Annotated in this window: 9 protein-coding genes and 1 pseudogene; all 10 read left to right on the forward strand. The window is 40.7% G+C overall.

The window, feature by feature from the left end; all coding sequences use genetic code 11:
- Nucleotides 1–8 precede the first annotated feature (8 nt).
- The 10 genes and pseudogenes from KOE27_RS18345 to KOE27_RS18390 all read left to right on the forward strand — a co-directional run bounded on the left by KOE27_RS18345 (nt 9) and on the right by KOE27_RS18390 (nt 14,090).
- Nucleotides 9–1,118, forward strand: coding sequence for a glycosyltransferase (locus tag KOE27_RS18345; protein ID WP_215240275.1), 1,110 nt, complete (start codon nt 9–11; stop codon nt 1,116–1,118).
- 91 nt (nt 1,119–1,209) lie between these two features.
- Nucleotides 1,210–2,290, forward strand: a pseudogene (locus KOE27_RS18350) (helix-turn-helix domain-containing protein); the annotation flags it as partial.
- A 630-nt stretch (nt 2,291–2,920) separates the two neighbouring features.
- Entirely contained in the window at nt 2,921–5,104 is a 2,184-nt protein-coding gene (locus KOE27_RS18355) for a glycoside hydrolase family protein (RefSeq protein ID WP_215240276.1), read from the forward strand.
- 294 nt (nt 5,105–5,398) lie between these two features.
- Nucleotides 5,399–6,667, forward strand: coding sequence for a nucleotide sugar dehydrogenase (locus KOE27_RS18360; protein WP_215241675.1), 1,269 nt, complete (start codon nt 5,399–5,401; stop codon nt 6,665–6,667).
- A gap of 14 nt (nt 6,668–6,681) precedes the next feature.
- Complete coding sequence (locus KOE27_RS18365) at nt 6,682–7,671, forward strand: SDR family oxidoreductase (RefSeq protein WP_215240277.1); 990 nt, start codon at nt 6,682–6,684, stop codon at nt 7,669–7,671.
- Nucleotides 7,672–7,696: 25 nt separating this feature from the next.
- Nucleotides 7,697–8,857 carry a glycosyltransferase family 4 protein gene (locus KOE27_RS18370; RefSeq protein WP_215240278.1) on the forward strand — a complete coding sequence of 387 codons (1,161 nt, stop codon included), beginning with the start codon at nt 7,697–7,699 and terminating at the stop codon, nt 8,855–8,857.
- 37 nt (nt 8,858–8,894) lie between these two features.
- Nucleotides 8,895–9,980: a glycosyltransferase gene (locus KOE27_RS18375; protein ID WP_215240279.1), complete on the forward strand. Its 1,086-nt coding sequence runs from the start codon at nt 8,895–8,897 to the stop codon at nt 9,978–9,980.
- A 149-nt stretch (nt 9,981–10,129) separates the two neighbouring features.
- Nucleotides 10,130–11,131 carry a sugar transferase gene (locus KOE27_RS18380; RefSeq protein ID WP_215240280.1) on the forward strand — a complete coding sequence of 334 codons (1,002 nt, stop codon included), beginning with the start codon at nt 10,130–10,132 and terminating at the stop codon, nt 11,129–11,131.
- A gap of 153 nt (nt 11,132–11,284) precedes the next feature.
- A complete protein-coding gene (locus KOE27_RS18385) occupies nt 11,285–12,577 on the forward strand; it encodes a capsule assembly Wzi family protein (protein WP_229252828.1) in 1,293 nt (430 codons plus the stop codon).
- A gap of 91 nt (nt 12,578–12,668) precedes the next feature.
- Nucleotides 12,669–14,090 carry a capsule assembly Wzi family protein gene (locus tag KOE27_RS18390; protein WP_215240282.1) on the forward strand — a complete coding sequence of 474 codons (1,422 nt, stop codon included), beginning with the start codon at nt 12,669–12,671 and terminating at the stop codon, nt 14,088–14,090.
- Nucleotides 14,091–14,155: the final 65 nt, after the last annotated feature.

Below are 14,155 nucleotides of genomic sequence, written 5' to 3' on the forward strand. Positions count from 1 at the left end.
ACCGTAAAATGACCATTTTGCATATTATTAATAATCTTAGCCACGGCGGCGCCGAACGTATCCTTGTAGATACCGCTCCTTCATATTCCTCGCTGGGCCATGATATTACAATTCTCCAGCTGAATGACAAGAATTCATCAAGTGAATATTTGGCAACCCTGGAAAGATCAGGAATTAAGTGTCTGACGTTGGGTCAATTTGGTCTATATTCGCCAGTTAAGATCATACAATTGGTTAATCATTTAAATAAGAATGATTATGACATTTTACATGTTCATTTGTTCCCTGCCTTGTATTGGGTAGCCATTGCGTCAAAATTTACAAGGCGTCAAATCCAGTTGGTTTTTACCGAGCATAGTACCGAAAACAAGAGATTTGGAAAACCATATCTTAGACATCTTGAGTCCTGGATTTATAATAGTTATACTAAAGTTATTGTTATTTCCGAAGCTATAAAATCAAAGCTCGACCGTTGGGCTAATATTACCGATAAAATTGAATTGATCAGAAATGGTGTGAATGTTAACCAGTTCATAGAAGCCAAGTCCTATCCTGATTCCTACTGGGAAACTCAGTTTTCCATTCCCGCAGGCGCTATGAAATTGATGATGACAGCCCGTTTCGGCTTTCCAAAGGACCATATTACCTTAATAGAATCTCTAAAATTTCTTCCCGATTATTGCTACTTAATCCTGGCAGGCAACGGGCCAAACGTGGAGTACGTTAAACATTACGTAGATGCTAATGGCTTATCAAACCGTATTAGGTTTGCCGGTTTTCGAATGGATATCCCTTCCTTAATGAAATCCGTTAATCTGAATATCCTATCTTCCCAGTATGAAGGTATGTCAGGAGTGACATTGGAAGCTCTGGCATCAGGAGTACCATTTCTGGGGTCAAATGTTAAAGGTATAAACGATGTTGTACCTGACGACCGCTTTTTATTTGAAGCAGGTAATTCTTATGCACTCGCGCAAAAAATAGACACTATCCTGTTTAAGGATATAGAAATGCAAAAATCAATGATTACTGAGGGCTTGAAATATGTAAGAAAATTTGATGTTTCACTCATGATCGACAAACATATCAACTTATACAAGGGCTTATTAAAACGATAGGAAATCAACAATAAGTAGCGCCATTATCTGTATTAGTTGAGACTTAATCTGACAGTTAGTAAATTTACTAACCTTAAGAATCAGTTAAGTAATGACAACAACGCAGAAGTTAATTCAACCGAAACTTGGTTTGTTAAAGTTAGCCGAGAAGTTAGGCAATGTATCGGATGCCTGCAAAGTGATGGGCTGTTCCCGCAACAGCCGCGGCGGCGGTCCGATTTTATCGGTTCCAAAAGCTTTATGATGAAGGCGGGGAGCTGACCTTAAAGGAAATCAGCAGAAGTAAACCACTTTTGAAGAACCGCATCGAAAAGCGGATCGAAGATGTAGTTGTGGCTTATGCAATTGAGTCACCTGCTTTTGGGCAGCAGCGGGCATCCAACGAGCTGAGAAAGCGCGGGATCTTTGTTGCGCCTTCAACTATTCGCTGTGTTTGGGTTAGACATAACCTTGAAACGTTTCGGGGACGCCCAGTCAAAAGCGGTTAAAAGCATTGGATGCCAAGGTTGCCAGGAAGGATTGATCCTTAACGATGCCCAAGTCGCCGCCTTGGAACGAAAAAAGGAGGAAGAGTAAAGTAAAGGTGAATAGAGACGTATCATCCAGGTTATCTGGGGGCTCAGGCGGCCGCGGCGCGGACACTTACTACGTCGGTTATATAAAAGGTGTCGGTAAAATCTATCAGCAAACATTCATAGACACATATAGCCGTGTGGCATTTGCAAAGGTCTATGACCGCAAAATGCCCTTGTTGCCTCAGATATGCTTAATGATAAAGTGCTGCCTTTTTATCAGAAGCAGGAAGTTGACCTCCTGCGTATACTTACTGACCGAGGGACTGACGGGGTCGCCGGAGCGATATCAGCTATACCTGAATATCGAGGACATCGATCATACCAGGACGAAGGCAAAAAAGTCCACAGACCAATGGTATTTGCGAGCGGTTCCACCGGACAATGCAGCCGGGCGGGCGGTGCCGAGTAATTTTATGCCATTGCCTCCCGGAAGAAAATCTATGATAGCTTGGATCATTGCAGACTGACATCGGCAAGTGGATCAACTACTACAATTCAGAGCGGACGCACAGCGGCAGATATTGCTACGGCAAAACTCCATTGCAGACTTTTTCAGATAGTAAAGCAATTGCCAAGAGCAAAAACGTCAACGAGCTTTTCGACAAAAGTGATAACTTTAAATTGCCTAGTAAAGCGGAAACGAGCTCTGCTGGAGAGCCCCTCGCCAGGAATAACCAGGTCGACGGAAATGAAAAGGGGCTGAGAATTTCCCGGCCCCTTCTCAAATTCATTTTTTGAGTAATTCCGAAAAAAACTCAACTGTCAGATCTAGTGTTGTCTTTTACACATTATCCAAACTGACACCTGAGCACTGAGATATAATGGGATTTTGGGCGATCAATAATCAGTATCGCGATGGCTAGGACATAGTTAGGTTCACGGATTCTCGTTGCCGCTCCTTGTTAATTCGTGCCCCCTTGTACTTTACGTCAGCCGGTGACCTGCGTTGCCCTCATTAGCACCTGTTCTAGCAATAATTCAGGTAAACACATTCAATGAATGGGTTAGAATCCTTATAATCAAGGCATAATAGTGAAAAGCTATTGCCTTCACTATCACAGAACCGCTCCTTCCTTGATAGCCTTCCCTGACTTTTGAGTATGAACTTGCTAGCTATGCCATGTAGATGTATTTCGTATATTGTAAAAAAATATTCTATATTTATTGTTATCAATATAGAATATTTTTTCGCGCTCTGTCAAAACACTTACCAACCCATTAACCGTTATGAAAGCTTTCTACTTAATACTTGTCTGTTCTGTCCTTTACCTATCTCAAAATCCATCATATTGCAACGAACCAATGGTGGACCCTATCAAGTTTACGATAACTTCAAATTCAACCAGCATCGGTTTGGACCAGGAGTTTGAATTAATAATTACCGCACGTTACATCTCTTTGCCCAATTCTGTCTTTGTGTTTGAGGGATCCAATTCATTTCGTCTTAAGGTGATCACCCCAGATGGTTTTGAGCAAACGGGAGGTAATTTTAGAGATTTCGTTGGAACCGAACTATCAGCCTCTAAGCCGTCCGAGTCCTACACCCTGAGAGGGAAATTTACCCGGCCCAATGAAGCAGGTTCATTTCAACTACTTAGAAGCCATAAAGCTGCGACCAATAGCAGTACTTTTGTTCAGGTTGCTACTCTTTCCTTTAATTCTTACAACGGAGAGCAGGTTAACCAAAAAGATGCAGGCGCCAGAATAATGTTAAATATCCCCGGATACATTCCGTATTTAAATATAGCCCAGCTTAGGTCTGGCTTTGCTGATACGGCCAGATCGGTATTTATCACTGACGAAGGCAAATTTGGGTTATTCAGATACAATTCCGAGTCAACCGAAGCAGATGATGCATCCATGACGATCGTAAACGGAAGTCGCAGGTATGAACGGGTATATAACGGTGTTGTAAATGTAGAGTGGTTCGGTGTTAAGGGGGATGGGCTAACTGATAACAGTGCGAACATTCAAACACTACTGAACAATGCTAGGTTTCCCAATATATACTTTCCAAAACCAAAAGTTTCATACCGGTGGAAATCAATTATTATGCGGTCTAACAAAAACATATTATTTGAAGAGGGAACTCTGGTAGAAGGAATGGGGACATTGGCTAATTCAGAAAAAATGATTTTGATGTATCAAGTAAAAAATATAACTATAAAAGGAATAAATGTTACAATAAAGGACAACAAGGCCAATTATACCTCTGGTGAACACCGACATATATTCTCACTGGAAGGAGTAACCAATGTTATGATCGAGGGAATCGCTGCCAATGACAGTGGAGGCGACGGCTATTATATAGGAATTGGTGCTGAACAGAGATACAGCGAAAATGTTAGGTTAACCAACATCAGTGCTGACAATAACAGAAGACAAGGTATGTCAATAATATCAGGGAAAAACATTGTGGTAACCAATCCCATATTGACAAATACAAAAGGCACAAATCCGGCAGCAGGGATTGATATTGAGCCTAATGCAGCAGATGAAATTCTTGAAGATATAAGAATTATAAACCCTGTTACACGAAATAATGCCGGAGCCGGCATAACGATAAACCTGCAAACTTTTTCCAATACCAACCGGGTTGTAAATATTCACATTTCTAACCATACTGATGACGGAAGTTTTTATGGAATGGCCTTTAACACCGTTACAGGATCGATCGCGGGATCAGTTCTCATTGACAACCCAGTATGGAAAAATAGTATCTGGAATGGACTAAATGTCAGGAATTACAGTGCAACTGCCTGCCCAATTGAAATACGATCCCCTAACGTAATCAATTCCAATACCATTGGTAACACTTCCGTGTACCTGGGAGCCGCAATACTGATCTACAGAGCTGCTAATGATGTTGGTGCTCCAAACGTAGGCAATGTTCACATATTTAATCCTAAGGTTCAGGATAACAGGACTACTAAATTAATTACATCAGCTTTTGTCTTTCAAGACCTAAGTGAGGTAGGCCCTGTTAAAAATTGCAGCTTGATCGACCCAATCTCCCTTACCGGATTGGATGACGGGAAATATGTAGCTGTTTTTGGAGACGTAGCCATCTCCGATATCTACGGTAAGATATCCAAAGATCTTGGCCCTTGGCATTTGCTGATGACGTATAGCACCTATAAATCGGTAATTCATAATGCAACTGCTACTGCCCCGAGAAGCCTGACACTATTAAACGTCATGAGTGAATTTCCAGAAATCAGGATTGAAGTTCGTGCAGCTCAGGAGGTCAAAATTATTCCCGACCCTGCCAACAGCATAGTACCACTCGCCCCTGAACTGGGAAAATATATCAGCAGCAACGTTGTCGGAAGTAGCATCGTGTTAAAGAAAAATACTGCAACCAGTTGGTTTATAAAAGAAATGCAGGGAAAATGGGTTGCCCAACCATAAACCCCTTAATCTTAACATCTTCAATCTCCCGAGCTATTCACAATCAGCGTAGATGGATTGAGTCCCCGTTTTTGCGGCTATAACCAGAATTTTATCAATTTACAGGTTTTAGCCGCAAAAACATGCAAAATACATAAACTCATCATAACTTAGCACACCGAACAATAACTCTTGTACCCTAAATACAATGACCTCACTCATGTATATCTTTAGGTTCGGAAGGCTATACAGTTATATTATTAGAAGAATTCTTCACTAAAGAGTTCTGGTTAATCACTATCTCATACTATCTTGATGAAGAACAGGAATAAAATTATTGGAGTCATTGGCTTAGGTTATGTCGGACTTCCGCTGGCTGTTGAGTTTGGAAAACTTTACGATACCATTGGACTAGACTTAAATGCGACCAGAGTGGATGAATTAAAAAGTCATTACGACCGCACGCTGGAAATAACAAAAGAAGAGCTGAAGGCCGCTGACAAACTGGTTGTAACTACTGATACGAGTCATCTGAACGAAGCATCCATTTTTATAGTGACCGTACCTACACCGGTTGACACCCTTAACAACCCTGACCTGACCGCTTTACATCTAGCAACAAAAACAATTGGCAACTACCTTAAAAAGGGTGACATAGTTATTTACGAATCAACCGTATACCCCGGTGCCACGGAAGAGTTCTGTGTACCTATACTGGAAGAAATTTCCGGTCTGACATTTAATAAAGATTTTTTCTGCGGCTATTCTCCTGAAAGAATAAATCCAGGTGACAAACGACATACCCTTACTCAAATTAGAAAAGTAACATCAGGTTCAACACCTGAGATTGCCAGCGAAATTGATGCTTTGTACCGTACTATAATTACTGCCGGTACTTTTAAAGCATCTAGTATAAAGATCGCAGAATCGGCAAAAGTCATAGAGAATGCTCAGAGAGATATTAACATTGCCTTCGTAAATGAACTGGCCAAAATCTTTAGTCTGTTAAATATAGAAACTTCGGAAGTTCTGGAAGCCGCTGGTTCAAAATGGAATTTTCTCCCTTTCAAGCCCGGGCTGGTAGGTGGTCATTGCATCGGTGTTGACCCTTACTACCTTGCTCAAAAAGCACGAGAAGTGGGTTATAATCCTGAAATTATACTGGCCGGCCGACGGCTGAATGACAGTATGGGCATTTACATTGCTCAACAATTCATTAAACTCCTCATAAAGCATGACATTAAAATAAAAAACTCCTGTGTTCTGATACTCGGAATAACCTTTAAAGAAAATTGTCCTGACATTCGGAACAGTAGGGTTATTGATATCATCAGGGAATTGGAAACTTATGGAGTAAATATATCAGTCTATGATCCTAGAGCAGACAAAAGAGAGGTCAAAATGGAGTATGGCCTGGATCTGATCGACGACATTTCATCTTTACATGAGTTCTCTGGAATTATTGCAGCAGTGGCGCATGATGAATTTAAAACGCTGGACATTGCACCTTTTGGAGATAAAAAGGCCGTGATATATGATGTGAAGGGAATATTTCCAAAGGAATTGACCGAAGGACGCCTATAATTGATGCTATAACAATGAATTTCAATAAATATCATAATAAGGACATTTCCCGATCCTCATTTTTAATCACGGGTGGTGCTGGCTTTATTGGTTCCCATCTTGCAGAGTACCTTTCTTACTATAATCCGGGAAAATTGATCATACTGGATAACCTCTCAACAGGTTTCAAAAAAAACATTGATCACCTTGTTAACTCTCGCAACATTGAGTTTGTAGAGGGTGACATTACCAACTATACTACCTGCAATGAACTGATGAAAGGAATTGATTACGTTCTGCATCAGGCAGCGCTCGGGTCCGTCCCCCGTTCCATAGATGACCCGATTAAGACAAACGAGACAAACATTAGCGGATTTTTAAACATTCTTAATGCCGCTAAAGAGTCAAAAGTAAAGCGGCTGGTATATGCCGCATCATCTTCCACCTATGGAGATAGCAAGGCATTGCCTAAAACGGAGGACAACATTGGCAACCCGCTATCCCCTTACGCCGTGACCAAATATGTTAATGAACTATATGCAAAAGTTTTTTCTGATGTTTATGGTTTTCACTCAATAGGCTTGCGATACTTCAATGTTTTTGGCCCGAAGCAAAGTGCTGAAGGGGCCTATTCTGCTGTAATCCCTTTATTTATCACCAAGTTTTTGGAGGGAGAAGCCCCCCAAATTAATGGAGATGGTTATACTTCTCGCGATTTTACGTACGTTGCAAATGTTGTTCAGGCCAACATCAAAGCGCTATTTTCCTCTATAAATACGCATCAGGTATTCAACATTGCGTGTAACCAACAGATAACTTTAAGAAAACTTGTTGAGGAAATAGCAGAAATTTTGCATAGCGATATCAAAGCTGTTTATAAACAAGAAAGGCAAGGAGACGTAAAGCACAGTCTCGCGGATATCTCAAAAGCAAAGCACTTTCTTGACTATAAGCCGGAAATACTTTTCAAAACAGGACTGGAACATACGATCCGCCATTTCCAGCAGCGCTCGGGGAGCAAATAAATGTTGGAAAGTCAGAATATTCATTATGAAAAAAATCAAACTTCTTAGAATCGCCACCGAAACCTATTCTCTTCATATTTTACTGCGGGGTCAACTGGATTTCATGCAGCAAAACGGGTTCGAAGTTTTCATGGCGAGTTCACCTGATGATAAGGTACCTGCCTTGATAGAGCAACAAAATGCTGAATTCTTTCCTTTACCCTTATCTAGAAAATTCACGTTATTTCAAGATTTTTGGGCTCTGTATCAAACCATTGTTTTAATCCTGAAAATCAAACCACAAATTGTTCATACGCATTCTCCCAAAGCGGGTATAGTTGGTATGCTAGCTGCCTTTTTATGCAGAGTTCCACTGAAAGTTCATACCGTTGCGGGTTTGCCACTGATGGAAACAACAGGGGCAAAAAGAAAATTGCTGAATGCCGTAGAATCCCTGACATACTATTGTGCTGACTGGGTTCTTCCCAACTCCAATCATCTTAAAAATTTTATTATTGATAATAAATTGTCCGGAAATTCAGAAAGACTCCGAGTTTTAGGAAATGGGAGTAGTAATGGTATCAACGTTAATTATTTTTCCGTCTCTGAACATTTGCGTCAGGAAGGACAACTTTTCAAAGAAAGTTTCGGTATTGCTACTAACAGTATCATTCTCTCTTTTGTAGGAAGATTAGCCAATTATAAGGGGATTAATGAATTGGTGGAAGCTTTCGAGGTCCTTCAGGCCAGTCACAATAACCTATATCTTCTATTGATTGGTGCGCATGAAGAGTTAAATCCACTCAAGGATTCAACTAAAAGCAGCATTCAGAACAACAAATCCATTATCGCGGTAGGCCATCAGCAGGATGTAAGAAAATACCTTACTATATCAGATATTTTTGTTTTTCCCAGCTACCGGGAAGGTTTTCCTCAGGCACTTATGCAGGCATGTGCGATGGAGGTCCCCAGCATTGCCACTCATATTAATGGCTGTAATGAAATTATCATCGATAAGGTAACTGGAATACTCATTGAACCGAAAAGTATAGCCAAGATTGTTGGCGCCTGCGACTTTCTGATTAAAAACAAGGCGTTACGACATGAAATGGGCCAAAAAGCCAGACAGCATGTGATCCGGCATTTTGAACAACAGAGCTTATGGAAAACTATTATGGATTTTTACAAAGAAAAAATGTATAATTAAAGTATTATACTCAAATTACACACTATCATCACTTTAAATGAAAATTCTGCATGTAATAACACTCTCCGAGATTGGGGGAGCACAGTCAGTCGTACTGAATCTTGTAAAAGAGTCGGTTAAAGAAGGCCATACAGTAATGATTGCCTCATCTCCAAATGGAGAAATGTGGACGTTATTATCACCTGAAGTCATTCAAAAGCCTATTAAATTTCTTCAAAGAAAAATTAACTTCGTGAGAGATGTACAAGCCCTGATTGAACTTAACAGAATTGATAAAGATTTCCAACCCGATGTTATTCATCTCCATTCGTCTAAAACCGGACTTTTAGGTCGGCTTGCTTTTTCTCCCAGTAAAATTGTCTATACAGTCCACGGCTTTGACTCCATCAGGCTTAAGTTTCGTAAACTTCTGTTTCTGGAGAAATTACTTAAAAAAAGCGCTAGTTATATTGTTGCTGTAAGCCAATACGACTACAACAATCTTATTAAATCAGGCATAAAAGACAACGTTCGATGTATCTACAATGGCCTCTCTGATTACCATTTGGAAAGCTTTAACCCTTTGGGCAATCATGAAAGCATATTCTTGAGTAAATTCTCCGGAGCTGATAACTTCCGTGTTTTGTGCATCGCAAGATTGGCGCCGCAAAAACGGTTTGATTTATTCTGCCAGGTCGCTGAACAATTAAAAGATCATAATATTGACTTCTACTGGGTCGGCAACAAGGAACCGGTGTTAAACTTGCCTAAAAATGTCCAGTGCCTGGGTGAAATTCCCGATGCCCATAAGCTGCTCAGATATGTGGATTTACTTGTATTACCTACCGATTATGAAGGAATGCCCATCTGTATCTTGGAAGCTCTTTGTTACTCAAAGCCAGTGATTGCATCCGATGTCGGCGGTATAGTGGAAATCTTGAATGGTAAAAACGGGAAGGCTGTCCCTAACGTAGCAGATAACTTCTCCCGGCAAATTCTGTTATACAAAGAAAACGTGGATATGTATCGTAATGCATCCAAGGAGGCTCGACGATCGTATGATTTGCGGTTTACCGTCAATACCATGTATCAGGCATACCTAAAACTGTATAATACTATTTTGGAACAAGCTGTTGATTTCTAAGGTCATAGAGGCCTCTCATTTTTTACAAAAGAATTGATACGAAGAAAAATATTAAAAAAGTACAATCCACTAGGATATAAATTGTAAAATTTTCAATTTTCAATTTTATTAATTAAACTTGCACTTCACCACACACCACTATTTCACAGATGAGAAGAATTTACACCGCGGATAGAACCACTATTCACCGATTAAGAAGCAAAACTGCAACAACGGATGAAGTACTGATTATTACTAGTTATGATTATTTTCTGCAAAAATTTGATCTAGCCGCATTGCTTCGAAAATACAAGGAGATCACACTCATACCACAGTCTACCGGTGATGACTATCTTCTCAACCACGCAGTAAGCCCGCTTTTGGATAAATTCGAAAAGATTCATCTTGTAACAAACCCTCAGTACGACAGCCGCTATCATGTTATTTACGAACTGGTCGTAAAAAGAAATAAGTCTATTAAGATAAGCACCGTATATGACTTTTGCGAAACGACATTAAAAAAAATATATATACCAGAAAACGTAACCGAGACCAATCCAAACATAGATCAAAATATTCAGTTTGGGAAGAGGGTACGTTATCCAAAAAAAATTATTGATGTAACCATCTCGTTTGTCCTGCTGGCCCTTAGCTTTCCCATTTGGCTGTTTAGCTATTTACGCATAAAAATGCAGTCCCCCGGCCCTGCCTTCTTTTATCAGGAACGGGTGGGCATGAACAATAAATCTTTCAACTGTATTAAATTTCGTTCCATGCGGCTCGACGCTGAAACGAATGGCGCTATATTTTCCCGTAAAAGGGATTCCAGAGTATTTTCTTACGGTGCGTTTATGCGCGTTAGCAGGATCGATGAGCTCCCTCAGATTATTAATGTTTTTAAGAGAGACATTTCTTTAATCGGACCAAGGCCAGAACGACCCGTTTTCACTGAAACTTTTGATGAGACTATTCCTTATTACAATATGCGGCACAATGTAAAGCCAGGCATTACGGGGTATGCTCAGGTCATGTATCCCTACGGTGCCGGTGTATACGACGCCCGGCATAAACTCATGTACGACCTGTTCTACATCAAAAACTGGAGTCTGATACTAGAGCTTAAGATTATTTTCCGGACAGCCGTTGTGATCTTCGGAAGAAAAGGCAGGTAGGCTTACCATGGCCTTATCTCATTCAAAACAATGCAGTACAGACTATTAGTTGTATTTTTAATCATAATATACAGCGCAAGTGCTCAAGATTCAACTTACACTTTTTCAGTTGATCTCTCACCGGCCGGATCAACGAAAGTTATCCCCTTCTGGATGAGAAGCAACCAGTTCGGTAGCGTGCCTAACTCGGGGTCTTACATTTCAGGCAAAGTTGCTGTGTACAAACGATTCCATCCGGGAGATCCTCGTTTTTTTCAGTGGGCAGCCGGAAGTGAAGTCATTGCCAACCTGGCAAAATCTAAAAATCTGTTTTTTACGGATCTTTTTGTTTCAGGAAGGGCCGGCCCTGTAGAACTGAGCTTGGGACAGCGCAAGGAAACGGGTGGGTTAGGTGGAGACAGTTTGCTGACATCGGGACCAATAGCTATGTCTGGAAATTCCAGGCCTTTCCCCAAAATGCAGTTGTGTACACCAAATTATGTAACTCTAGTACCAGAATTTGAGCTACTTGCCATTAAGTTTTCCTATTCAGACGGGCTGCTGGGACCGGCCGGTATTGGCTACGGTAATGTCAGTGCTGTGAAAAATATTTATCTGCACAAAAAGAGTTTCTATCTGCGAATCGGTAAACCAGAAAATAGACTACATCTGCTGGGAGGTTTCAACCATCAGGCAATCTGGGGTGGTGAGGATAAAATATTCTCGGGAGGCCTGTCTCCAAAGGTCGCCTATAAGTATGTTGTTTTTGGAAAATCTTGGTCCGGTAGCAGAGTGGGAAATCATTTTGGAACTATCGACCTAGCGGCAGAATGGAAAGGTAAGATTTGGGATATTTTCTTATACAGACAAAGTATCTACGAAGACGGCTCCCTGATTAATTTGTCAAACATTGCGGATGGACTTAACGGTTTGCAGATAAGGAAAGCCGCAGAGAAAAGCCGGGGGTTCTCTTTGAGTACTCTTCTTTTTGAGTTGCTTTATACCAAAAACCAGGGAGGTTCAGTTTTCAATTTTAATACTAGCACATTCGGAAGAGATAACTATTTTAACCATTATGTCTACAATCAGGGCTGGTCATACCGCGGCGAAAGCCTGGGAACACCTCTGATAGGCCCTCAGAATTTTACCAAGGAAGCATTACAAACAAAGAACTCCAAGACATTCACCGTCAATAACCGTATAATAGCCTTCCATGCAGGTTTACGTGGCACTTTTCATACCCTCAATTTTCTTTTCAAAAGTACATATTCCATTAATTTCGGCACTTACGACAATCCCTTCCAAAAGCAGGTTTCTCAAACTTCCTTTTTGCTAGGTTTAGAAAAAAGAATACCATTTCTGAATGGATGCCTTATTAACTTGGGAATAGCTTCGGACCTTGGCGACTTATACCCCAAGAGTTTCGCTTCGATTATTGGATTAAAAAAAACCGGCTTTCTCAACTAACAGACCAAATAGGGTGAGGTCAACGTTACTAGTCTGAACTAGTAAATTTCTGTGTACTTTTACGCCACCCAACGTCGTATTTGTTCTTCCGATGCGTATACGCTTATTATTATCATTTATCTGCTCCGCTTTCTTTTGTCAGGCACAGGATTCCACACTCGTATATAGTACTGCAATATTACTCTCTGGTTCAGCAAGCCATACCGCGTTCTGGATTCATGCCAATCAAAATGGGAATATTCCCTCCAGCGGAAATTTCGGGTCCGGACGATGGGCCATTTCCAAAATTTATAACCCCAACAATCCAAGACTCTTTCAGTGGAGTGGGAGCATCCAGCTCATCTCCAACTATGCAAAAAAAGGGGACCTCTTTCTTTCTGATGCATACCTGGCCGCCAAATTAGGCATTGTAGAGCTTTCGGTAGGCCAGAAAAATCAGGTAACCGGTTTGATGGATACTACCCTTACCTCAGGATCTATGTCGGTGTCGGGCAATGCCCGACCTTTCCCCAGGCTGCAGCTTTCCATACCGGATTTTGTACCCCTTTATTTCGCCAATGATTTGGTAGCGATTAAAGCATCTTATTCTGACGGAATGTTAAGGGGAAGTGATATTTTATACGGACCGGTGCGTCATATCCCACATACTTATTTTCACCAAAAGACATTCTATGTCAGGATCGGCAATAAAAAAAGCAGGTTTAATGTTTTAGCCGGCGTGAATCATCAGGTGGTCTGGGGTGGAGAAGACAAGATATGGCCTTTGTACAATATACCTTCTACCGAAGCCTATTACCACGTCATTACAGGTAAAATAAAAGATTACAAGCGTATTGGCAACCACTTCGGCACCTATGACCTCGGAATTACAAGAAAGGGGAAGTACTGGGAGTATTTTATATATCGGCAGAATATATTTGAAAACGGATCGCTTTTTCAAATTCAAAACTTTTCGGATGGCCTCAACGGAATAAGGATAAAAAGAAGGAATTACCCAAACCAGCATCCCAAAAAACTCATATTCAAGTCGCTGTTACTTGAATTTTTGTCTACCAAAAGCCAGGCTAATTCCAATCCTCCTTTTGGCTTGATCCAGTCTGAAACCGGAAATTTTTACAATCATTATATTTATAAAAATGGGTGGTCGTACCGGGGACAGAATATGGGTACTCCCCTTTCTTCGGAAGCCGGTACCACTGCTGAAACCTTACCTAAAAGTTCGTCGGAGTTCACTAACAATAACAGATTGATAGCATTTCATAGCGGAATTACCGCAAATTGGCATCACACCGAATTCCTGTTAAAAGCAACATACTCCCGCAATTTCGGTTCTTATCTCACACCTTTTGAACAAGTAAAACCCCAGGTATCATTGCTACTCGTGGCAGAAAAAAAGCTGTCTCTTTTTGGGGGAATCACAACTTTTATCGGTTTTTCTTCGGATATTGGTAAACTTTACTCAAAAAATAATAGCCTGATGATCGGGTTAAAAAAAAGCGGCTTTCTAGATTAGCAATGCTCAACGAACAACTTCCTAAAAATCAAATAGTTACCAAATATACCCGCTTTTAAAATTAA

Origin of the sequence: Dyadobacter sp. CECT 9275 (assembly GCF_907164905.1) — a bacterium.
GTDB classification, from domain to species: Bacteria; Bacteroidota; Bacteroidia; order Cytophagales; family Spirosomataceae; genus Dyadobacter; species Dyadobacter helix.